The following is a 21,740-nucleotide window of genomic DNA, read 5'->3' as shown; positions in this document are numbered from 1 at the left end:
GCATCCGAACACGTTCTTCCATGCGACAAGTCTCCACAAATGGCATCGGAAGCCCTCCCTCCGACGCACTATGACTTGTCAACCATCAACCCGGTTCATTCTGTCAGGGATCTGCCCGGGCTGTACCGTTGGCAGCCCCTCACCCTAACCCTCTCCCCGTAAACGGGGCGAGGGGAGGTGCCCTACGCGAGGCTTACGGGGGACGAAAAGCTTGCGGCATATCCCCTTCGCCCCGTTTACGGGGGTCCGAAGGACGGGTCGAGACCCGTGGCTCGACCCCGGTCGGTGCCGGCAGGCGGATGAGGGACTGGCCAGCCAAGCGCGAGAAATGATGTCGGATTAGAAAACTGGTGCTGCCGAGTGGGATTGAACCACCGACCTCACCCTTACCAAGGGTGTGCTCTACCACTGAGCTACGGCAGCAGGACCAGGACCCGGGGGAGCCGGGCGGCTCAATCGCGGGAACGGGGCGGCTATTGCCACAGCTTGACGGCAAGCGCAAGCAACAAATTCCAACTTCGCGTGGATTGCGATGCGGGGGACTTTTGGATCGGCGCGAATTCGGTTAATTCTGTGACATGAACGACAAGACCGAAACCGGCCAGCAGAGCCGCAAACAGGCGATCGAGGCACAGGCGAAACTGCGCCGCGAGCGCGCCGCCGAAAAGCTCAGGGAAAATCTCAGCCGACGCAAACAGCAGGTCCGCGCCCGCCGCTCCGGCCAGGCCGACGAAACAAATGGGCTGCCCGCCGCAAAAATGGACGAATCGTAATGTTCCGTCCGGCACGAATTGAAGCTCCGCAAAAAATCCCCTAAACACCCACTCCTCTTTCACGTCAGAACTTTCAGGAAGTAAGCGCACATGGATCGTATCAGAATCGTCGGCGGTAATGAGCTGAATGGCATCATTCCGATTTCCGGCGCCAAGAATGCCGCACTGCCGCTGATGATCGCCTCGCTGCTGACCAGCGATACGCTGACGCTGGAAAACGTGCCGCATCTGGCCGATGTCGAACTTCTGATGCGCATCCTCGGCAATCATGGCGTCGACGTCGCCGTCAACGGCCGCCGCGAGCGCCAGGAGGATTCCTACGCCCGCACGATCCATTTCACCTGCCGCACCATCGTCGATACCACTGCTTCCTATGAGCTGGTCTCGAAAATGCGCGCCTCCTTCTGGGTCATCGGGCCGCTGCTGGCGCGCGAGGGCCATTGCCGCGTGTCGCTGCCGGGCGGCTGCGCCATCGGCACGCGCCCCGTCGATCTTTTCATCGAAGGCCTGACGGCGCTCGGCGCGACCATGGAGATCGATGCCGGTTACATCAACGCCAAGGCCCCGGATGGCGGCCTGATCGGCGCGCGCTACACCTTCCCGAAGGTTTCCGTCGGCGCCACCCATGTGATGATGATGGCGGCGACGCTTGCCCGCGGCACCACGGTCATCGGCAATGCCGCCCGCGAGCCTGAAGTCGTCGACCTCGCCAACTGCCTGAACGCCATGGGCGCCAAGATCTCCGGCGCCGGCACTCCGACCATCACCATCGAGGGCGTCACCTCGCTCTCCGGCGCCCGTCATCGCGTCCTGCCGGATCGCATCGAGACCGGCACCTATGCCATGGCGGTCGCCATGGCCGGCGGCGACGTCGTGCTCGAAAACACCGATGTGGCATTGCTCGAAACCGCGGTGGAGACGCTGCGCCGCGCCGGCGCCGACATCTCCGCGACCAACAACGGCATGCGCATCAAGCGCAATGGCGCCGGCATCAAGCCGGTCGATATCGTCACCGATCCCTTCCCGGGCTTCCCCACCGATCTGCAGGCGCAGTTCATGGCGCTGATGACCCGCTCCTCCGGCATTTCGCACGTCACCGAGACCATCTTCGAAAACCGCTTCATGCACGTGCAGGAGCTTGCCCGCCTCGGCGCCAGGATCACGCTCTCCGGCCAGACGGCGAAGATCGAAGGTGTCCAGCGCCTGCGCGGTGCGCCTGTCATGGCGACCGATCTGCGTGCTTCCGTTTCGCTCGTCATCGCCGGCCTTGCCGCCGAGGGCGAAACCACGGTCTCCCGCGTCTATCACCTCGATCGCGGTTTCGAGCGGCTCGAGGAGAAGCTGACCCGCTGCGGTGCCGTCGTCCAGCGCATCAGCGAGTAAGCCTCGTTCATCCCGGTTGCGTAATCGGTCGCAGCATCCTATTTCCCTTGTCTGACGCATCGCCATTCCGGCGGTGCCTGCTGGGATAAGACTGAATGACCGATCTGAAGCTTGTTGCGCTCGATGATGAGGATCTTGCCATCATCTCCGCGCATATGCAGGACAGCGTCTTCAAGGTCGGTGACATCGACTGGTCGCCGCGTGAGGCGCAATTCGCCCTTGCCGCCAATCGTTTCGTCTGGGAAGGTGCCGGGCGCAAGCGCAGGGGTTTCGAGCGCCGCCGGGCTGCCCTGGTCTTCAAGCGCGTGCTGGCCGTGCGTTCGCTTGGCATCGACCGCACAAAACGGGACGAGGTGCTGTCGCTCCTGGCGCTGCGCTTCGAGAAGAAGGGCGAGGGGCCGGACGGCACGGTCGAGCTGACGCTGTCGGGCAATGCCTCGATTGCGCTCGATGTCGAATGCATCGAGATCCAGCTCGCCGATATCGGCGGCGCCTGGGAGGCGGCTTCCAAGCCGCGCCATCCCTGACGCGCCAGACGTTTGAATGTTGCGGTTTCGAGTTGAGAAGGAATATCGGCCTTGGCAATCTGGCTGGATCAGGCATCGGAAGGTTTCGAGCAGCATTTCGCCGCTTTCCTGACGACGAAGCGCGAAGTCTCCGAGGATGTGAACACGGTGGCCCGCGCCATCATCGATGACGTCAGGGCGCGCGGCGATGTGGCGCTTGCCGAATATTCGCTGAAATTCGACGGCATCGATTTCGCCACCGTGCCGATGCGCGTCACGCCTGAAGAGATCGACGCCGCCATTGAAGCGGTGCCTGTCGAAGTGCTGGGGGCGCTGAAGCTCGCGGCGTTGCGCATCGAGAGCCATCATCGCCGGCAGCTGCCGAAGGACGATATTTACGAGGACGATCTCGGCGTCCGTCTCGGCTCGCGCTGGACGGCGATCGAGGCGGTCGGGCTCTACGTCCCGGGCGGCACCGCGAGCTATCCGAGTTCGGTGCTGATGAATGCCGTGCCGGCCAAGGTCGCCGGCGTCGACCGTATCGTCATCGCCGTTCCCGCCACCGGCGGCGCCGTCAATCCGGCGGTGCTCGCCGCCGCCAGGCTTGCCGGCGTGAGCGAGATCTACCGCGTCGGCGGCGCCCAGGCGATCGCCGCTCTCGCCTATGGCACCGAGACGATCGCCCCGGTCGCCAAGATCACCGGTCCCGGCAACGCCTATGTCGCCGCCGCCAAGCGCCATGTCTTCGGCACCGTCGGCATCGATATGATTGCTGGCCCCTCCGAGGTGCTGGTGATTGCCGACAAGGACAATAATCCCGATTGGATCGCCGCCGATCTTTTGGCGCAGGCCGAGCACGATGCCAGCGCCCAGGCGATCCTGATCACCGACGATGCCGCATTCGGCAAGGCGGTAGAGCAGGCGGTCGAACGCCAGCTGAAGACGCTGAACCGCGCCGAGACGGCGGCCGCCAGCTGGCGCGATTTCGGCGCGGTCATCCTGGTGGCCGATCTGAAACAGGCCATTCCACTCGCCAACCGCATCGCCGCCGAACATCTCGAGCTTGCCGTCGCCGATCCGGACCGACTGCTCGACGGCATCCGCAATGCCGGCGCGATCTTCATCGGCGCCCATACACCCGAAGTGATCGGCGATTATGTCGGCGGTTCGAACCATGTGCTGCCGACGGCCCGTTCTGCGCGCTTCTCCTCCGGCCTTTCGGTGCTCGATTTCGTCAAGCGCACCTCGATCCTGCGCCTTGGGCCGGGTGAGCTGCGCACGCTTGGCCCGGCGGCGATCGCGCTGGCGGTCTCCGAAGGTCTCGATGCCCATGCGCGATCGGTCGCGATCCGCCTCAACCTCGAAAGGTGAGGGCATGGCGGCGGGCGATTTCCGGCTTTGCGACGTCGTCCTGGACGATACGATCGGCCGTTCGACGCCCGATGTCGAGCATGAGCGCGCCGTCGCCATCTTCGACCTGATCGAGGAGAACAGCTTTGCGCCGATCGGTCATGCCGGCGGGCCCTACCGGCTGAACATCTCGCTTGCAGATTCGAAGCTGGTCTTCGCCATCACCACCGAAGATGGCGGCAATGTTGCCACCCATATTCTGTCGCTCACGCCCTTCCGGCGGATCGTCAAAGATTACTTCATGATCTGCGAGAGCTATTACGAAGCGATCCGTTCGGCGACGCCAAGCCGCATCGAGGCGATCGATATGGGCCGGCGCGGCATCCACAATGAGGGGTCGCAGACGCTGAAGGACAGGCTCACCGGCAAGATCGAGATCGATTTCGACACCGCCCGGCGGCTGTTCACGCTGGTCTGCGTGCTCTACTGGCGCGGGTGACGGAGATGGAGCTCGCCGCCGACGTCGGGGAGGGAAAGAGGCCGGGCGCCATCCTCTTCATGTGCGGGCTGAACGCCATCCGCTCGCCGATGGCTGAGATCATCGCCCGTAGCATTCTGCCGTCCAATACCTATATAAGGTCGGCCGGCGTTCGCGCCGGCGAACGCGATCCCTTCGTCGATGTCGTGCTCGAGGAGATCGGGCTTTCCCTCGGGCGCCGCCAGCCGCAGACGCTGGAAGAGCTCGAGGACGATTATTTCGATCTGATCATCACGCTGTCGCCGCAGGCCCATCACGCCGCACTCGAGCTGACGCGCTCGAATGCAATCGACGTCGTCTACTGGCCGACCATGGACCCGACGGTTGTCAGCGGCACGCGCGAGCAGATTCTCGAGAGCTATCGCGAGGTCCGCAATCACCTCACCGGCCTCATCGAAAGCCGGCTGCTGAAACGAAATGGCATTGCCGCGCAATCGGCGTGAAAACAAATGACGGAAAGCCCGATCAACAAGGTTCACAAACCCGCCTTGATTGTGTAGTTTCCGCCCAAATTTTAAAGGCGCGCGCTGCGCTGCCTCTTCAACCCACAGGAAGAAAACCACTATATGCCGAAAGAAGAAGTCCTCGAATTCCCGGGAATCGTCACCGAACTTCTGCCGAACGCGACCTTTCGCGTGAAGCTTGAAAACGAACACGAGATCATCGCCCATACCGCCGGCCGCATGCGCAAGAACCGCATCCGCGTTCTCGCCGGCGACAAGGTGCTTGTGGAAATGACGCCCTACGATCTGACCAAGGGCCGCATCACCTACCGTTTCAAGTAAGCTTGCCCAAGGTCCTGCAAGGGTCCTTCTCCCGTCTGCCGATGGTCGAGGTTCCATGGCGCTGAAATACAAGCTCATTCTCGCTTCGGGTTCGCCTCGTCGCGTCGACCTGCTCAACCAGGCAGGCATCGAGCCTTCGCGCCTGATGCCGATGGATATCGACGAGACGCCGAAGAAGTCGGAGCATCCGCGTTCGCTCGCCCGAAGGCTTTCGGCCGAGAAGGCGGAAGCCGCCCTTGCCGCCATCAAGGGCGATATCACCTGGAAGGGCAGTTATATCCTTTCCGCCGATACGGTGGTCGCCGTCGGCCGGCGCATTCTCGGCAAGGCCGAGTTTGCCGACGAAGCGCTGAGCTCGCTGCATCTTTTGTCCGGACGCAACCATCTCGTCTATACCGGCGTTTGCCTGGTGACGCCGGATCGCAAGATCCGCCAGAAGATCGTCGAGACCAAGGTGCGCTTCAAGCGGCTGTCCGGCTTCGAGATCGAAAACTACCTGGCCTCCGGCCAGTGGCGCGGCAAGGCGGGCGCCTACGGCATCCAGGGCCTCGCCGGCACCTTCGTGCAGAAGATGGTCGGCTCCTACACCAATGTCGTCGGCCTGCCGCTTTATGAAACCATTGTGCTTCTGACCGGCGAAGGCTTCGATGTGCATAGCCGGTGGCCCGAGGCCTGAGCCCGCGGCCGACGCCATAGGACGGACCGATCATGCCTGAAGACAGGAAAGCCGCCGCCAAGGTCGAACCGCTGCGCAAGACGCGCCCTTGCCCCGAATGCGGCAAACCGTCGAATCGCGAACATTATCCCTTCTGCTCCAACCGCTGCCGCGAGGTCGATCTCTCCCGCTGGCTGACCGGCTCCTATGCCATTCCGGTTGCCGATGACGAGACGAAGGCCGATTACCCCGACGAGGAAAACTAAAGCATGTCGCCCGGCTAAAGCGCGTCGCATGAATCAAATTTAATACGACGCGCTTTAGCGAAATCTATCGCCGAAGCTCTTATTTTTCCTCATGAATCGGCAAATCCGGCGAGACCGTCAAAAAAGAGTCATTTGACGCTTGCCATGAGCGAACAAGATGCTATAACCCCGCTCGCTTCCGGGGCGAACCAAGGCCCCGCGGTTCTTTTCGCGAAGAACTCTTGAGAAGCAGGTTAGCCCAGGTAGCTCAGTTGGTAGAGCAGCGGATTGAAAATCCGCGTGTCACTGGTTCGATTCCGGTCCTGGGCACCACTTATTTCCTGCAAACCAGTCTCATTGATACAGTCTCATAGCAGCACGGCCTATTGATTGGACGGGGCGCCAATCGGCTCGGCGCGAGGGCAGCCTCAGTCCAGCGTATGCAAAGCGGCCTTTCGGCAAGTCACTTGCAAGTGCTCGAGATCCCGCATGTCAAGCTTGTCCCATGGTACCGCTTTTTTCCTGCCGGATGCCCCTATCGCGGTCAAAACCGCGCGACCAATGGCAAGCGCGGAGAGCCGTTCAAAGAGGCTGTAGGGGCCGAGGTGATATTCCACGACGTAAAGATCCGCGCCGCGTGCTTCCGCTCTGATCTCTTCCACACGACCCACAGCCTCGCCGTCAAGGTCGTAAACCTGTCTGCCCAGCAGGAGTTCGAGCCGAATCTCGGTCATGATTGCCCTCCCGGGATCCAGCTGATCACGTGGCGCCTCAGCCAATCCTGACAACGCTCCAATGGCGTCTCGCGACGATCCACGTCCACTTCGATGTCGATCCCAACGTCTCTCACTTTTGCCCAGGGCACGCGGAAGACCTCAGCCCTATCATCTGTGCCGGCCGCTCGATACAGCCAAAGCACAAAGCGATGCGGCCAGCGGCCCAGACGGCGCGACAGCGTCACACTTCCCATTTCGATGAAAGCGACTCTGGGAGGGTCGCCGTCGGAAAGGCTCAGGACGACGCCGTCTGCCTTGCCGATACGATTTTGCTCCTGGTCGACCATTTGCTTGTCGAGGACGTCACGGATCAAAAGCATATCATCCTCCAAAGATTTGCAGCGGAAGGGTTATGAGAGCGACGATGAACGACAGGCCGATAATGGCCAGCACGGCGGCATTGCTGATCCATCCATTCCGATGTTCTCCAACAAAATTGCGATCGTTCATCAAAAACAGAAATGGAACGACGCCGAAGGGCAAGGCCAGGGCGGTGATCGCCATTGAAAAAATCGTCAGCTGGAGGGGGTCGACGCCGATCGCGATCGGCAGGACGGCGATGGCGATGAAGCCCGTGTAGACAAGCGCAAAGGCCGGATTGGTCCCGGGCTTGGCATCTTCCGACCAATTCCAGCCGAAACCCTGGGCAGCCAGATAGGCCTGGCCAAGGCTTGCTTCGAGCGCAGCACCGAAGCAGGTGATTCCGAGCGAAGCCGCGAAAAGGTAAAAGCCCCATTCGCCGAACGCCGGGGTCAATATCGGCGCAATCTGGTCATATCCCTGGATCTCTGTGATGCCGCGTGGCGGAAAGACGAGTGCCGCCACGATCAGGATTGCCGCTGCAATGACGGCGCCAAAGCTCATTCCCAACAGCGCGATCACGCGATTGGCGCCGAAGAAGCTCTTATCCCATTTTTCCTCGATCGCGCCTGACGAGTAAAACAAGAACAGAAACGGAGCGATGACGGCTCCGAGAATGCTGACGGCAATGAAACCATAGTGCAGCGGCTCTTTGTGCGGTAGCGTTGGCACCAAGCCTTTTGCCACCTCCAGCCAAGGCGGGCCCATGACAAACACACCCACCACGAAGCACAGCGCCACCAAGCCCATGATGGCGACGCCATCTTCGATCATGCCAAACGTGCCCTTCCAGAGCAGGAGCCACACGATGAAGGCGACCGGCAAGGCCCACCACTGAAAACCGACACCGCTGACGAATTGCAATGCCAGAGCAATGCCGCCGATCTCTGACGCAAGGACGAGCAGATTGACGATCGAAATGATCAACAAAGTGACCAGGAAGTAATTCGCTCCAAAGCGTTCCCTCAACCCATCCGCGACGGTGTGATGGCTGGCGATCGCAAATCGCCCCGCCATTTCAATCAGGAAGATGAGACAGATTGTGCCGATGACGATGGGCCAAAGCAGGCTGAATCCGTAGGCTGCGCCGGCCTGGCTCGAGGTTGCAATCTGACCGGTTTCGATAAAACCCCCGACGCTGGTGACGATCCCCAGCGAAATCTGAAGCAGCTTCTTCATCCGGCTGCACCAGAGGTCGCACGCTGCTCCGCCTCGTGGCGGCGGAGCTCGACGAGATGCTGTTGGCCCTGTTCAAAGCGGCCGTGACGGATCTCGTCGTGTGCTGCGGCGATCAATCCATTGAATCTGGCCGCAGCCGCTCGCGCTTGATCATATCTCGATGTTTGCGGCAGCTGCGATGAAAGATCCGAAATTTCCTTTTGGCACCGCTCCACGGCAAGATCGGTGAAACCCTCTGGAACACGTGCGCCAAGGCGGGCATCGAGGATCATCTCGGCGCTGGCGCTCCACGAGAGGATTTCCTGCATTCGCTTACGGGACTGCTCGTCTTCGTTCGAACAGGAAACGAGCGACAGCAGAAGAAGCGCACACAAGGCCGGTTTGGAGAAGGGCGGATTTCGTTCGACCGTTTGTCCTGAATCAATCGGAAAGCAATCCTGCCCCCAAATCTTGTCGACTGGCCGCGCTTGCGTACGAGGCGTAAAGGAGGTGCGCGGCGATGAACATTCGGTCAAGGTGCGCTCCCTACGAAGAATGCGCTGTTATGACGACTCGCTCATCCATCAACCGGTGACCGACCAACTAGTTCCATCCACCTGACGCCGCTTCGGAAATGGGCCGCGGTCATGCCCCATTTGTTTCGAGGTCAGTGCCGCCCTTTCGTTGTCTTCGCCAGCATCTCGCTCAGCGTTGCCGCCGAAAGCATGGATTCGGCCAAAAGCTTCTTGAGCTTCTGGTTCTCTTCCTCCAGGGCTCTCACCCTTTTTGCATGCACGCCGGCATTCCCGGACTGCAGGGATTGCCACCGATAGAAGGTCGGCTCGCTGATACCGTGCTTGAGGCAAACATCCGCCACCGTCACGCCGGCCTGGTGTTCCTTCAGGATGCCCGTAATCTGGTCGTCGTCATATTTTCGCTTGCCCATCACCGCTTCAGTCCTCACGAAATGCTCTGTTGAAACTGTCGAAAAGTGGCCTGACGGCATAGAAGGCCACGCTGCTTTCGCCCGTTTCGATCAGTGTCTGGGCGGGCATGCCGGCGACCAGCTCGACATCACTCATTTTCGCCAGCCGCTCGTCCGTGACGCGGATGGTCGCGGCAAAATAGGATTGGCCGGTCTGCGTATCGATGAGACGGTCGGCCGATACATATTCGACCCGACCTTTGAGCAGCGGAACGCGGCGCTGATTGTAGGGCAGGAGATGCACCTGGGCCTCCAGCCCCGCACGGACGAGATTGATGTCCTCCGGTCTGACGTGAACTGACACGATCAGCCGATCGGAGCGCGGCAGCAGATCGACAAGCGGTTCGCCCGCGCCGATCACCCCACCCGATGTATGGACGCGCAGGTTCATGATCGTGCCATCCTCGGGAGCGCGGATATCGGTTCTCGAAAGCTGGTCGTCGATGGCCCGCAGGCGCTCGCGCAGTTGCATGATCCGGCCTTCCGTATCGCGCATGCCCTGGGCGATTTCGCTCAGCCGGTCGCTCTCGAGTTTTGCCAGATCGGCCTGTGCCCCGCTGATCACCTGGTAAGCGCGAGAGATCTGCGCCGCGACTTCACCCTGCTGGCCATCAAGATCTGCCTTTTCCCGCTGGAGGTTGAGAAGTCTGTTCTTTCTTTCCAGCCCCTTGGCGCTGAGGGCGATAACCTGATCCAGTTCCTGGCTCGAGATTGCGGCTCGGTCGGCCAGCGCCGTCTTCTGCGCGCCAAGTCCGACGATTTCCTGCCGCACCTGTGCGATTCTCTCATTGGTGATCTGAATTTCCGCCTGCATGACTTGGCGACGGGCTTCGAAGATTTTCTGCTGTCCGGTCAGAATCGCGCTGGCGGCAGGATATCTGTCCATCGCGGCCCTGAGATCCTCGGGATAGGTAACTTGGTCTGCGCCCGCCTGCTCCGCGAGCAGGCGGGCGCGGTTTCCTTCGGCGTCCCAAAGCTGCCCTTGGATGCTGTCGCGCTCCGAGCGGGACTTCGTGTCGTCGAGTTCGATGACGATCTGCCCTGATATGACAGCGTCGCCGTTTTTGACGAGGATCCGTCGCACGATGCCGCCTTCCAGATGCTGAATGGTCTTGCGGCTGGACTCCGGTTCGATGACGCCCGATGCGACCGCCGCACTTTTCAGCGGCGCCAAAACCGACCAGATTCCCAAGCCGACGACGAAGACCAGGATCAACAGATTCCCCATCCAGACAACGCCCCTGAGCCCCGGCATCGGCGAAGCGGGGGCGGGGCCACGCTGTTTCTGTTTGATCACCGGCGTATAGGCCGTCTCTTGCCTGGCTGCCGGTGCTGATCGTCGAGCGAAGCGCTGGTCCGTCCTTGGCGAATTTGAAAGTCTCGCCGGCGTGGCGTCCAGTGAAACAAGGGTCATGGCGGCGTCCCTCCCTATGTTCCTGTTCGAGACGGCGGTTGAAGATAGGTTTCATAAATCCGTTCGCTGTCGCCGAAGGCAGCCACCGTGCCGTTACGCATGATGGCGATCTTGTTGGTGACGGGCAGGATTCCCATCCGGTGGGTTATGATAACGACGGTCATCCGCCGGGCTTTCATGCGCTCGATGGCCGCAAACAGCATCCGTTCGCCGTCATAATCGAGGCTCGAGTTCGGATCGTCGAGAACGATCAGAGACGGATTTCCATAGGCCGCCCGGGCCAGCCCCAGCTGTTGGCGCTGGGCTCTGAGGAGCAGGCTGCCGTTTTCACCGATGTCGGTCTCGTAGCCCTGGGGCAGCCGCATGATCGCGTCGTGCAATCCGACCAGCTTTGCGGCGTCGATCGCCTTGCCGGGATCTTCTCCGTCCAGCCGGCCGATCACATCCTTGATGGCGCCGCCGAAGAGTTCGATGTCCTGCGGCAGGTATCCGACGTGGCGAGCCCCGCCGCAGAGGCGCAGAGCCGAAATATCGACCCCGCCGAGAAGGGCGCATCCGCTCGTTGGCGGCACCACGCCTGCCATGACACGACCGAGGGTCGATTTTCCCGATCCCGACGGACCGATCAGCGCTATGCAATCGCCCGGCGCGAGGCGCAAAGTAATGCCAGTCAATATCGGCCGATCGGCGAATGGCGTGACATAGCTGACATTTTCGAGAACCAGCCCATTGGGCTCCGGAAACGGCACAATACGGCCATCCTGTTCCGATGCGACTGTTATCAGCATCCTGTTCAAGCGATTGAAGGCATTCCTGGCAAAGGTAAAGGAGCGCCATGCACCGATTGCGCCCTCGATCGGGGCAAGCCCGCGCCCGAGCAGCAGGCTCGCAACGAAGATGATTCCGGGGCTGCCGCTGTTGGCGAGCACCAGCCAGGTCGCCGATCCCATCATCAGGATCTGCGCGAGCGTGCGGATCGATTTGGAGAAGCCAAGAATGATCTCCGTGCGATGCATCGCGATGTCCTGCGCCCTTCTTGCCATTTCGGCATCGCGGTAGACGATCATCGCCGCGCCATCCTGCATGCCCATTGCCCGGATCACCTCGATGTTCTTGAGGGCGGTCGCAAATCGGAAATAGCTCCTCGAAAGGGCGGCATTGGCATGGGCAAGCGGCTCGCGCGTCGCCAATTCCGTCAGGAACGCAAATAGCAGAAGTGCAACTGCGCTCAACAGACCGATGGTCCCAAGCAGCGGATGAACAAGAAAGAGCAGGAGCAGGAATACCGGCGCCCAGGGAACGTCGAAAAACAGCGAGCTCGCCGGTGAATCGAGAAACTGGCGCAGCGCGGCGAGGTCCCTGTAGCACTCGGTGGCGGCTCCCGCGTCGACGCGGGCGGCATATTCGAACGATGCGGTCAGCACCATGGGCCGCAGCCTGTGATCCACCCAGCTGCCGACGCGCGAAAGCGCTGCCCGGCGCACGATATCCAGCATGGACCCGACCAGCACGGCGATGGCGATGATCAGCGTCAGCATCACGAGCGTATCGGCGCTGCGGCTCGACAGGACCCTGTCATAGATCTGCAGGAGATAGATGGACGGCGCCAGAAGAAAGAGATTGTAGCCGCAGCTGTAGAGGAAGACCAGGCCGAAGGCTCCGGCACAAGCGCGCAGCGCAAGTACCAGATGTGTCTGCGGGCGCGCTGGTTTTATCAAAGTCGTTGTCATTATCAGATCTCGCTGCATTTGATACTGACACGAAGGAGGCTGCGGATTGGTTCAGTAGCGGCTGAGGGGCGCCGGCCGAAACCGGCGGCCCTCCGGACCAGCGTTCATGAGCCGAGATGGCTGAGGTCGATATCGCCAAAGGCGTTTATGAAGTGATCGAGAGAATTGTGCACCGTCGTCGTTTCGGGATCGGTGTGAACCAGAGCCGACGCTATGTCGCCGCCACGGGCCATGTTTCCGTTGCCGCCGTTGCCGCCGACGCCTGCGAGGATGTTGGCATGCTGATCCGCCATCAGCTGCGTGTGTTGCGTCGCGGTCGTCGCCGCAGCCACGGAAGCGGTGTCGCCGCCGCTCTCGTTTCCTTGGTTGCCGTTGGAATGAGTATCTCCACCGGCCCCGCCGGCGCCGCTGTTCGAGATCTTCGCCAAGAAGCCATTCTGGGCCTCGGTAAAGCCACCGGGTCCGCCATTGCCGGCATCCCAGTCCGCTTTCTGCCAGACGTGATCGCCGTTGTGCAGATCGGTAGTTGCCCCGGCAACCGTTTGCACGGGGCTGATATATGCAACCGGGTTGTAGTCGATATTCCCGTGATTGTGGCCATCACCGCCGTTGCCGGCATTCGCGTCGCCGGCATCCGGATTGTTGAGATGAATCGTGTCGGATATTTGTGGAATAGGCATTGATATCGCTCCTTCTACTTCGTTTCGTCCGAGTTCCTTTTACGGTGTCCCCTTACGGCGTTGATATTCAGTTCGCCGCCCCGGCCAATACAACCGCGGTCGAATCTTGCCACGATTTAAGCTGCAAACTATCTAGATATTCGGCGATGTTCTTATGGGCGTATACTTGGTGCGACGGTGCGTTGTTTCGGATAAGCCCTGAGTGATCCGGCCCCGGGTGGCCTGCCACAGACAACGGCCGCCCAGGCCGGCCGGCTTTGTTCCGGCGCCTGGGCAGGCTGCGCTTGGCGCAGGAGTTCCCGTCCGGTGTTGAAAAGACTTCGTGTCCCGCCGCAGGATGCAGGGCTGCTGGTCCCAAAGGCGGGGGGATTGACGGCTGGCAGCGGCGATGACAGCCAAATGGCTACAGGACTAGCCGACCAGGCGTAGACGAATTGCAGGCTCCGCTTTTCCTCCGTTCAGAGGCACAATGGATGCACAATTGAGGCCGCTCGGCGGACGCGGTTGGTCGTGGAACGGAGACGGTCATGACGGAAATTCGTCCCTTATCGGAAGACCTGCCCAGAGCGGGCGCCGATCAAAACCCCGCCTTCAATGTGGCTGCGGGGCATCTGGCACTGGTGCCGACCTGGCTTCCCTTGGATGTCGCTTCCGGTCCGAGCTCCAATTCAGCCGGCAGCGGCGGTGACGGGATAAGCGAAGGTGTGATCAGCAGCAATGCACTGGCCGTCTTCATGCCGTCCAACGCCGCCATTGCGGGGCCTCATTCGGCTGCCGAGGCCGTTCAGGGCAACGACGCCTTCATCAACCAGCATCCCACCGAAATGGCGGGAATAGGCGGGAATGGCGGAAGCGGCAATGTTGCCATCGGCGGCGGTGACGCCAATCATGCCGGCAGCGGCGGCACCGGTCTCTTCTATGGTGGGCTCGTCAGCACCGAGGTCGCGCTGTTTGCCCCCGTCAATACCGCCGTGGCTGCCGGTCCCGGCGCGGTGGCGCACTCCGACCAATCGAACAACGCGCTGTTCCTGCAGGGCGCAACCCAGATCGGCGGCATAGGCGGCTCGGGCGGAGATCACAACGTCGCGAGCCATGGCCCGTCGTTGAGCCCGGGAACGTCGCTCACCTTCACCGGCGATAATTATGCCGGCCACGGTGGCGATGGATATTTCGTCGGCAGCATGGTCGATGTCAGTATCGCCATCTTCTCGCCGATCAACATCGCCATCGGCGCCGCAGGCGGCTCGGCCGAGGCCCATCAGACAAACAATGTGATTTTCGATCAGGGCACTGTGCAGATCGCCGGCGTCGGCGGCAACGGCGGTGGCTTCAATCTGTCGTCCGACACGATTTTTACCGGCAACCATGTCGGCGGCGGTGGCGGGATCGGATCGGCGACCGGCAACATGGTCGACCTCAATTTCGGCTATTTCCATCCCATCAACATCGCCGTTCCCGCCGGCGGCACGGCGGACGCCCAGCAGATCGACCATGTCCTCTATGATCAACACGCGCTGCAGCTGGCCGGCATCGCGGGCCACGGCGGAGAGGGTAACCTCACGGACGCCCATTCGGCTCTCGTCGACGACATACTGAGCTTCATGCACAGCTGATCTATCGGTAAGCTCCCAATTACACTGCCGGTCGTTTTTCCGGTGCCGGCATGACGCCGCGCTTACCGAGATGGCGAACATCCCGCTATGCCTCATCCTGCACCGTCGCCGATTTCGGCCGCGAGACCGCGAGATCTGCGCGGCATCTGGCGGCGCCGGCGCCGTGGGAGCCTGAGCGAACACGACCCAAACTGGTATTAAATGCACCGATAGGAGCGACACATTCGGTAATCATAACGGGTATGGCACCGATCTCGGGCTTTTGTTGCCTTTCGCGTTTGTCGTTTTGCTGTCGGGTCCGTGGTTGCTTTGAATTGCGATATGGAAACAAAGCCGCGCCTGTCGGCAGCGCGTTCTATCCACCAGCGCCCTGCCAAATGGAGCTGTCGCAAATCTGTTGCCTTTTCAAAACCTTGAACGCTTTTTGACCCCGCTTGCCGTACGTGAATTCCGCGAAGGCCGGAAGCCCGCGACGGCAAGTTCAGCCAGCATATCGGCATGAAACGTGCTCTTGCCGGCACGATTATCTCTCGAAAAAATCTTATAGACTATAAGAATTATCGGGAGGGAACGGACTATTGGTATCGGTAATACACTCGCTTTTTATCATGACATGTAGTGAGAACGGGATTAATATCACTAGCTGTTGGGTTGCAAATATTCCGGGGAGCCCGCAATGTCCGCCAGTTCTGGACCCAGGCGCCGGGTGGGGCGCAATACACTAACCGTGATTGTCATTGGGAATTCTACCTTAGCGCGCACCACCGTGGTGAAACTGCTGGAGCGGGAACTCGCCGGGTGGAACTTTATCGATCTGGTCTCGACCGAGAGTCTCGATCGGGCACTTGGCGCCGATGTCCGATTGATTGCACTGGATCTGGCCGGCAGAGCGGTCGAAAGCGCCAGCCTGCGTGAAGATCTGGCAGCGATTGCTGCACGTTTTCCCGATGCTCCTATCACGTTGCTCTCAGGGACCGACGATGCCATCATCGCCCGTCAGGCGCTGAAGATGGGCATCCGCGGCTTTTTCTCGACTTCGCTTGCCGTTGACATCGCCCTTGCCGGCCTTCGTCTCGTTCTGGCCGGAGGAACATTTTTCCCGCAGCTGCTGGGCGCCGTGACAAACGGCTCGAACGAGCATGGCCCGGCCAGAAACGAGGCCGAAAGAAGATTGGATGACAGGACGCAATACCTCGCGATTGCCGACTTTACGCCGCGGGAAGCGGATATCCTCGCAGAGCTGCAAAGCGGCTGTTCAAATAAGGTGATTGCAGGAAAGCTGAATTTGTCCGGGCATACGGTGAAGATGCATTTGCAGCATATCATGCGCAAGCTGCAGGCGCAGAACCGGACCGAGGTGGTTGCCCGCCTGATTCAAAGAGCCGCCGGCGGGCACGACGCTTCGCCGACCTAATTTTGCGGGCGTCGTAAAACACTTGCATTGACATGCGTTAGTTTGCCTGGGCGCCTGAACAAATCTTCAGGCGCTCGATCAGCCAGCGGCCAGCGGGTCCCGGCGGACCGTCCGAGCGGTAGGCTGCCGACATCGGCAGCCTCAGTCCGCTGGCCGAAATATCCTCGACCGCCAGCTCGACCAGCCGTCCGGCCGCAATATCCGCCCTGACCGCGTGCTCGGGCATGCCGCCCCAACCCAGTCCATTGAGCAGGAACGTATGCTTGGCGAAGAGGTCGGCCAGTCGCCATGTCTGCGGCGACATCACGCCGAACTCACGCCCTCTCGACAGTTCGGTTCGATCGGTCAGCACCAGCTGCACATGTTTTGCCAGTTCGGCTCTGGAGATCGTTCCTCCGATCGCCGCCAGCGGATGATCCGCCGCAGCAACGACCAGGAACGTCACGCCGGCAAGAGGTTCGGTGAGAATGCCGGCCGGCATGGCAGGCAAGGATCCGACGATGCCGAAACCGGCCCGTTGATCGAGAATGGGTTGAACGGTGCCGCCGAGCGCCTCCACGAACAGCCGCAACGGCACTTCGGGAAATTGCTGCCGGAAATCCTTGGCGGCCTCCGCGATGACATGAATGGGGAAAAACACGTCGATGGCGACCGAAAGCTCCGGCTCAAGGCCCGTGGCCATTCCTTTCGCCTGCGATTTGAAGGAATCGACCTTGGCGACGACCTCGCGGGCGGTCGAAAGCAGCCTGCTGCCGGCTGCCGTCAGCCTGGGATAACGGCCGCTGCGGTCAAAGAGGGTGACACCGAGCTGAATCTCCAGGCTGCGAACCAACTCGCTGACCGCCGACTGGGCGCGCCCGAGCCTGCGCGAGGCTGCGGAAAAGCTGCCTTCGTCCGCAGCGCTGATGAATGTCCTGAGCTGATCGAGCGATAGACCGTCCAACACGGCAAACCTCCGCTGATTTCGATAACGCCCGCCTTTTGCGGGCGCCTGATTGCAATGTCGCCGAGACGTGTGCAGCGCTCCGAGCCAACGACATGCTGATGGAAGCATAGAGCAATATCGGATTGCCCGATAGATTGTCTCAGAAAATACCGGCTGTTCGGATGGGTCTGATCATGGCATCGAAGCGCCACGTGAGCTGCGCTCCCCAAACCACAGAGCGAGCGGCAACAAAGGAAAGGTGCCAAATGCATTCTACATCGGCGTCATCGGCGGATCGGAACAAAACCGCAAAGATTATCTCCTGGAGCCTGCGGAGCCTCGCGGCGGCGGCATTTCTCGCTGCCGGCAGCGCCAAGCTCGCGAGTGTCCCGATGATGGTCGCAATCTTCGACCAGATCGGCGCCGGCCAGTGGTTCCGCATCCTGACGGGTGCTGTGGAGGTCACCGGAGCGATTGCCCTGCTGATTCCGGCGACGGCAGCCTTCGGTGCGTTGCTGCTTTCCGTCACAATGGTCTTCGCCGTTTTGACCCATCTCTTCGTCATCGGCGGCAGTCCGGTGCCGGCGATCATTCTGCTTCTGATCACCGGCAGCATAGCCTGGATGCACCGCCGCGCCTTCGCCATCATCCTTGACGCAATCCGCTGATCCCGGCGCCGACCGCTCCGGCGCCGCCGCCGATACCGCTTTTCGAGGTTCCAATGTTTCGCTTCTCCATCGTCCTGCTTGTGTCCCTTTCCGCCGCCGGATGCCACACGACACAATTCGGCCAGTCGCTCGGCTGGCCCGAACCGCAGCGCACCGGCAGTGCCTATTGAATCCGGACACGGATATCCGAACAACCTCACCTGGAAGGACTGAGCCATGGAAATCGGTATCGACAGTTTTGCGATGCTTGCGACCGACCCGAAAACGGGGCAGTTGCAGTCGGCGGCCGACCGCATGGAAAGGGTGCTCGCCGAGGTGGAACTGGCAGACGCCGTCGGCCTCGATGTCTTCGGCATGGGTGAGCATCACCGCGAGAACGCGCTCGATTCGGCTCCTGCAGTGATCCTGGCGGCAGCGGCTGCGCGGACCAGGAGGATCAGGCTGACAAGCGCTGTTGCCGTCATCAGTGCGGCCGATCCGGTGCGCGTGTTCCAGGAGTTTGCAACCCTCGATGTCATCTCCCGCGGACGAGCCGAACTGGTGGTCGGCCGCGGCTCCTTCATCGATGCCTATCCGCTCTTTGGCTACGACCTCAGGGACTATGACGCATTGTTCGTCGAAAAGCTCGATCTCCTGCTCAAGCTCAACGAGGCGCCGCATATCAAATGGCAGGGCCGCTTCCGCCCACCGCTCAATGGCGAAGGGGTTTATCCGCGTCCGCATCAGGATCGGCTGCCCGTCTGGCTCGGCGTCGGCGGAACGCCCGAATCCTTCGCCCGCGCCGGCACACTCGGCCTGCCGCTGATGGTCGCCATCATCGGCGGCCATTTCGAACGTTTCCGGCCTCTCGTCGATCTCTATCGACACGCCTGGGCGGCAGCCGGCCATCCGCCGGCAGAAGAGAAGATCGGTGTGCACGCAATGGGTTTCGTCGGCGATACGGATGACGCTGCGAGGGATGCCTTCTTTCCCGGCTGGCAGCAGATGATGTCTCAGGCCGGCCGGGAACGGGGCTGGCTGCCGCCGTCGCGCGCCCAGTTCGAGGCGATGTGCGGCCCTCGCGGCGCCTTTCTGATCGGCAGTCCTGAGACCGTCATCGCCAAGGCACGGGAAGCGAGCGCGGCGTTGGGGGGTGTTTCCCGAGTGACGTTCCAAATGAGCACAGCGGCGCTCGAAACCGAAGCCATGCGCCGCTCGATCGAACTGCTGGGCATCGAGGTCGCGCCCTCGGTACGGCGCGCCTCTGTCTAAACGGCTGCAGCAACGGAACAATCACGAGCCGGTCTGGTTTAGGCTAGATCCGTATTCCCCGCGGAGGTGACGATGTGGGCAGTTCTGATCGGTGCCGCTCTGATAATCGGCGGCCTTCTTTTTCTTCTACGGCCGACGCTTCGTCGAAGACCGAGTGATCCGCACCTGATGCCGGAAACCGGCGCGACGTTGGAACCGCGGCGCCAGGGCCTGAGGTTCCTCGGCTTATCGCGGAATTGGCCGGCGCTTGCGATCATCGCGGTCGGTGCGCTGCTTCTGGTTTTCGGCAGTTATCTGTGACGGGCGACAGGGCTTGGCCGCGCCGCGCACTCCATTCCGTGCAATCAAGAACCGAACTTACGCCGATGTCTTGAGAAGGCCCGAAGCCAAAGCGGTGAAGGCTTCGACAGCCTTCGGCAGCACCCCCTTCGGTGTATCGCTGGCAGCGATCCAGAGCGCGGCATTGAGCGCAGCGCCGCTCAACAGCCGGGCGGCTGCTTCCGCATCGACCGGCTTCAGCGTTCCTTGTGCGATCAGGCGCTCGATCGCCTGTCTGGTCGCCTGAAGACAGTTGCTCTGGCTCGGCCATTGGGATGGATCGCCCAACACTGCGGGTCCGTCGAGCAGCACGATGCGCTGGACCTCCGGGTCGAGCGCCATCTCGATATAGGCTGCACCTTCGGCAAGCAGGCCCTGCCAACCATCACCCGCACGGGCGCCGATCTCCTGGGCGCGCAAGGCCATTTCGGTGTCGATCTGGTCGACAACCGCGGCCAGCAGCCCGCGTTTGTCTCCGAAGTTGTGGTAAAGGGCGCCCCGCGTGAGGCCCACGTCGGCCGTCAGATCGTCCATCGAGGCGGCCGCATATCCTTTCTCGGCAAAGGCCTTTCGCGCGGCGGCGATCAGCTTCCGGCGATTTTCCTCCATTGTCTCGACACGGCGGTTGACCATCTCAACTCCAATTTCACATACACGACGTATATCAATTTGACGTACGCCGCGTATACGGTTATTCAGATACGAACCGTATATCAGATGAGGCGGCAAGATGGGAAGCTCCTGTTGTATCGCGGCCTCGGCGGTGTCCAGTCAACAAACCGAAACGAGTTCGACAATGACTCAACGCGAAGCAATCTTTCCCGCAAACCGGCATGCTCTTTACGAGGAACACGGCTATTCCGCCGCCATCCGATCCGGTGACCTTCTCTTCGTCTCCGGCCAGGTTGGCAGCCGTTCCGACGGTACACCGGAGCCCGACTTCGAACGCCAGGTCGGGCTGGCGTTCGAAAACCTCAAGGCGACGTTGGAGGCCGCAGGCTGCACCTTTGAGGATCTGGTTGATGTGACGACGTTCCACACCGACCCCGAAAACCAGTTCGAAACGATCATGGCTGCCAAGCAGAAGATTTTCAGCAAGGCGCCTTATCCGAACTGGACTGCGGTCGGCGTCAACTGGCTCGCAGGCTTCGATTTCGAGATTAAGGTGATCGCCCGCATCCCTTCGAATGCATGATCCGCGATGATCCTGCGGCAGCCTGGCCGCTCGGTCTGCGTCGTAGACTGTGACGATGGACGCGTGAGATCCCATCTACCGAGCGAAGAGTTCCGGGATCATCCGGCGAGCCCGATCGCGTAGACCATTCGCGTCCTGCTCGCTGATAAAGCGGTAAGGCCAACGCAGTCTGGTGGTCACAGGACCCCAGTCGCCGATCCCCGCCAGCAATTTGTCGAGCGCGGCATTTGAATAGCCGTGCTCACGTCGAAACGGGACGATGTGACTGTCCATGAAGGCGCAGATGCGGCTTTCGATCTCCCGCGCGGCGTCGATGTCGGTGTGCATCAGCGCTGTCCAGGCTTGGGCGCCGCGGGGACTGAGACAGGCGACATTGGAAAACGCGCCGGCAGCAACGCCCCGTTTGATGCCGGTGGCGAGATGGTGGCCGGGAATGAACAGGGAAAATTCGCCGAGATAGGCGCGTGCCTGTGCATACCAGGCGTCGTCGCCATCGGCGATCTTCATCCCGACCACCGACGGGCAGGGGCCGCACACGTCGCTGAGCTCGGCTGGCGTCAGAACACGTTTGGCATGCGGGGGATTGTAAAGGATCAGCGGGATGCCGTCGGCGGCCTCCGACGCCCGTTGCAGGAAATCGATGGCTTCGAGATTGGTGAGCGGCCACCAGTCGGGCAGGATCACCTGGATTGCCAATGGCTTATGGGCAGTGGCGCGGCGCAGGCGATCGAGCATGATGATCGGATCGGGCTGGCAGGCGCCGATGATGAAGGCCATTCCGGCCGCCCGGCAGCGCGACACCAACATTTCCTGAATTCGCTCGTATTCCGTTTCGGTCTGGTTATGAAATTCACCCGCCGTGCCGTTCGAATAGATGCCGTCGACCTGGGCGGCGATCAGAATGTCGATTTCCTCGCCGAGCTTTTCGAAATCGATGCTGTCGTCCTCGGCGATCGGCAGGAGCAGGCTTGCCCAGTTGCCGGCGATCGGATGGCGGCGGCTTGTCATCGTCATCTCA

General features: G+C 61.3%; 26 protein-coding genes and 2 tRNA genes. 16 read left to right on the top strand and 12 right to left on the bottom strand.

The genetic code is table 11. The features are described 5' to 3' along the window. Window positions 1–348: 348 nt before the first annotated feature. Window positions 349–423, bottom strand: a tRNA-Thr gene (locus EFD56_RS19585). Window positions 424–578: 155 nt separating this feature from the next. Here EFD56_RS19585 and EFD56_RS19580 point away from each other — a divergent pair. The 10 genes from EFD56_RS19580 (at window position 579) to EFD56_RS19535 (ending at window position 6,568) form a co-directional block, all read left to right on the top strand. Then, window positions 579–773, top strand: a complete 195-nt coding sequence (locus tag EFD56_RS19580; RefSeq protein ID WP_012482611.1) for a hypothetical protein — start codon at window positions 579–581, stop codon at window positions 771–773. A 90-nt stretch (window positions 774–863) separates the two neighbouring features. Further along, on the top strand, window positions 864–2,156 hold the full coding sequence (gene murA, locus EFD56_RS19575) for a UDP-N-acetylglucosamine 1-carboxyvinyltransferase (protein WP_064826911.1): 1,293 nt from the start codon (window positions 864–866) through the stop codon (window positions 2,154–2,156). 95 nt (window positions 2,157–2,251) lie between these two features. After that, window positions 2,252–2,683, top strand: a complete 432-nt coding sequence (locus EFD56_RS19570) for a DUF2948 family protein (protein WP_126906015.1) — start codon at window positions 2,252–2,254, stop codon at window positions 2,681–2,683. A 51-nt stretch (window positions 2,684–2,734) separates the two neighbouring features. Beyond that, a complete protein-coding gene (gene hisD, locus EFD56_RS19565) occupies window positions 2,735–4,033 on the top strand; it encodes a histidinol dehydrogenase (protein WP_126906014.1) in 1,299 nt (432 codons plus the stop codon). A 4-nt stretch (window positions 4,034–4,037) separates the two neighbouring features. After that, a complete protein-coding gene (locus tag EFD56_RS19560; protein WP_012482615.1) occupies window positions 4,038–4,511 on the top strand; it encodes a UPF0262 family protein in 474 nt (157 codons plus the stop codon). 5 nt (window positions 4,512–4,516) lie between these two features. After that, window positions 4,517–4,993: an arsenate-mycothiol transferase ArsC gene (locus EFD56_RS19555; protein ID WP_037143274.1), complete on the top strand. Its 477-nt coding sequence runs from the start codon at window positions 4,517–4,519 to the stop codon at window positions 4,991–4,993. Window positions 4,994–5,116: 123 nt separating this feature from the next. Beyond that, the gene (gene infA / locus EFD56_RS19550) at window positions 5,117–5,335 is read left to right on the top strand and encodes a translation initiation factor IF-1 (protein ID WP_003545338.1); all 219 of its coding nucleotides are present in this window, start codon (window positions 5,117–5,119) and stop codon (window positions 5,333–5,335) included. Window positions 5,336–5,390: 55 nt separating this feature from the next. After that, window positions 5,391–6,011 carry a Maf-like protein gene (locus EFD56_RS19545; protein WP_012482617.1) on the top strand — a complete coding sequence of 207 codons (621 nt, stop codon included), beginning with the start codon at window positions 5,391–5,393 and terminating at the stop codon, window positions 6,009–6,011. A gap of 32 nt (window positions 6,012–6,043) precedes the next feature. Further along, window positions 6,044–6,256, top strand: coding sequence for a DNA gyrase inhibitor YacG (yacG, locus tag EFD56_RS19540; protein WP_016734832.1), 213 nt, complete (start codon window positions 6,044–6,046; stop codon window positions 6,254–6,256). Window positions 6,257–6,492: 236 nt separating this feature from the next. After that, window positions 6,493–6,568, top strand: a tRNA-Phe gene (locus EFD56_RS19535). A 95-nt stretch (window positions 6,569–6,663) separates the two neighbouring features. Here EFD56_RS19535 and EFD56_RS19530 read toward each other — a convergent pair. From EFD56_RS19530 to EFD56_RS19495, 8 genes are all read right to left on the bottom strand, one after another. Beyond that, window positions 6,664–6,969 carry a PRC-barrel domain-containing protein gene (locus tag EFD56_RS19530; RefSeq protein ID WP_037143276.1) on the bottom strand — a complete coding sequence of 102 codons (306 nt, stop codon included), beginning with the start codon at window positions 6,967–6,969 and terminating at the stop codon, window positions 6,664–6,666. After that, window positions 6,966–7,331, bottom strand: a complete 366-nt coding sequence (locus EFD56_RS19525) for a hypothetical protein (RefSeq protein ID WP_126906013.1) — start codon at window positions 7,329–7,331, stop codon at window positions 6,966–6,968. Before EFD56_RS19525 ends, EFD56_RS19530 begins: the two co-directional genes overlap by 4 nt. 1 nt (window position 7,332) lies before the next feature. Beyond that, entirely contained in the window at window positions 7,333–8,550 is a 1,218-nt protein-coding gene (locus tag EFD56_RS19520; protein WP_126906012.1) for an Nramp family divalent metal transporter, read from the bottom strand. Beyond that, window positions 8,547–9,065, bottom strand: a complete 519-nt coding sequence (locus EFD56_RS19515; protein ID WP_064842255.1) for a hypothetical protein — start codon at window positions 9,063–9,065, stop codon at window positions 8,547–8,549. The genes EFD56_RS19520 and EFD56_RS19515 overlap by 4 nt, the downstream gene beginning before the upstream one ends. A 131-nt stretch (window positions 9,066–9,196) precedes the next feature. Beyond that, window positions 9,197–9,475 carry an IS3 family transposase gene (locus EFD56_RS19510; protein ID WP_010024466.1) on the bottom strand — a complete coding sequence of 93 codons (279 nt, stop codon included), beginning with the start codon at window positions 9,473–9,475 and terminating at the stop codon, window positions 9,197–9,199. A gap of 7 nt (window positions 9,476–9,482) precedes the next feature. Then, window positions 9,483–10,928: an HlyD family type I secretion periplasmic adaptor subunit gene (locus EFD56_RS19505; protein WP_126906011.1), complete on the bottom strand. Its 1,446-nt coding sequence runs from the start codon at window positions 10,926–10,928 to the stop codon at window positions 9,483–9,485. Between the two features lie 14 nt (window positions 10,929–10,942). Next, complete coding sequence (locus EFD56_RS19500) at window positions 10,943–12,658, bottom strand: type I secretion system permease/ATPase (protein ID WP_126906010.1); 1,716 nt, start codon at window positions 12,656–12,658, stop codon at window positions 10,943–10,945. 104 nt (window positions 12,659–12,762) lie between these two features. Next, window positions 12,763–13,338, bottom strand: coding sequence for a PE-PGRS family protein (locus EFD56_RS19495; protein WP_126906009.1), 576 nt, complete (start codon window positions 13,336–13,338; stop codon window positions 12,763–12,765). A gap of 527 nt (window positions 13,339–13,865) precedes the next feature. Between EFD56_RS19495 and EFD56_RS19490 the strand changes: the two genes are divergently transcribed. After that, a complete protein-coding gene (locus EFD56_RS19490; RefSeq protein ID WP_126906008.1) occupies window positions 13,866–14,951 on the top strand; it encodes a hypothetical protein in 1,086 nt (361 codons plus the stop codon). A gap of 676 nt (window positions 14,952–15,627) precedes the next feature. Further along, the gene (locus tag EFD56_RS19480) at window positions 15,628–16,365 is read left to right on the top strand and encodes a response regulator transcription factor (RefSeq protein ID WP_126906007.1); all 738 of its coding nucleotides are present in this window, start codon (window positions 15,628–15,630) and stop codon (window positions 16,363–16,365) included. A 37-nt stretch (window positions 16,366–16,402) separates the two neighbouring features. On the opposite strand, the gene EFD56_RS19475 is transcribed toward EFD56_RS19480, so the two are convergent. After that, a complete protein-coding gene (locus EFD56_RS19475) occupies window positions 16,403–17,311 on the bottom strand; it encodes a LysR family transcriptional regulator (protein ID WP_126906006.1) in 909 nt (302 codons plus the stop codon). Window positions 17,312–17,556: 245 nt separating this feature from the next. Between EFD56_RS19475 and EFD56_RS19470 the strand changes: the two genes are divergently transcribed. The 3 genes from EFD56_RS19470 (at window position 17,557) to EFD56_RS33170 (ending at window position 19,509) form a co-directional block, all read left to right on the top strand. Further along, the gene (locus EFD56_RS19470) at window positions 17,557–17,958 is read left to right on the top strand and encodes a DoxX family protein (RefSeq protein WP_126906005.1); all 402 of its coding nucleotides are present in this window, start codon (window positions 17,557–17,559) and stop codon (window positions 17,956–17,958) included. A 216-nt stretch (window positions 17,959–18,174) separates the two neighbouring features. After that, the gene (locus tag EFD56_RS19465) at window positions 18,175–19,209 is read left to right on the top strand and encodes an Atu2307/SP_0267 family LLM class monooxygenase (protein WP_126906004.1); all 1,035 of its coding nucleotides are present in this window, start codon (window positions 18,175–18,177) and stop codon (window positions 19,207–19,209) included. A 72-nt stretch (window positions 19,210–19,281) separates the two neighbouring features. Continuing rightward, complete coding sequence (locus tag EFD56_RS33170; protein WP_004674562.1) at window positions 19,282–19,509, top strand: hypothetical protein; 228 nt, start codon at window positions 19,282–19,284, stop codon at window positions 19,507–19,509. A 57-nt stretch (window positions 19,510–19,566) separates the two neighbouring features. Here the strand turns inward: EFD56_RS33170 and EFD56_RS19455 are convergent, their stop codons facing one another. Continuing rightward, window positions 19,567–20,160 (bottom strand): TetR/AcrR family transcriptional regulator, encoded by a 594-nt coding sequence (locus EFD56_RS19455; RefSeq protein WP_126906003.1) that lies wholly within the window; start codon window positions 20,158–20,160, stop codon window positions 19,567–19,569. A 163-nt stretch (window positions 20,161–20,323) separates the two neighbouring features. Between EFD56_RS19455 and EFD56_RS19450 the strand changes: the two genes are divergently transcribed. Next, a complete protein-coding gene (locus EFD56_RS19450; protein ID WP_064817426.1) occupies window positions 20,324–20,722 on the top strand; it encodes a RidA family protein in 399 nt (132 codons plus the stop codon). Window positions 20,723–20,797: 75 nt separating this feature from the next. Here the strand turns inward: EFD56_RS19450 and EFD56_RS19445 are convergent, their stop codons facing one another. Then, on the bottom strand, window positions 20,798–21,736 hold the full coding sequence (locus tag EFD56_RS19445) for a dihydrodipicolinate synthase family protein (protein WP_126906002.1): 939 nt from the start codon (window positions 21,734–21,736) through the stop codon (window positions 20,798–20,800). Window positions 21,737–21,740: the final 4 nt, after the last annotated feature.

The organism is Rhizobium phaseoli, from assembly GCF_003985125.1.
In the GTDB taxonomy this organism is placed as follows: domain Bacteria; phylum Pseudomonadota; class Alphaproteobacteria; order Rhizobiales; family Rhizobiaceae; genus Rhizobium; species Rhizobium phaseoli.
This window is presented reverse-complemented; position numbering and strand designations above follow the sequence as displayed.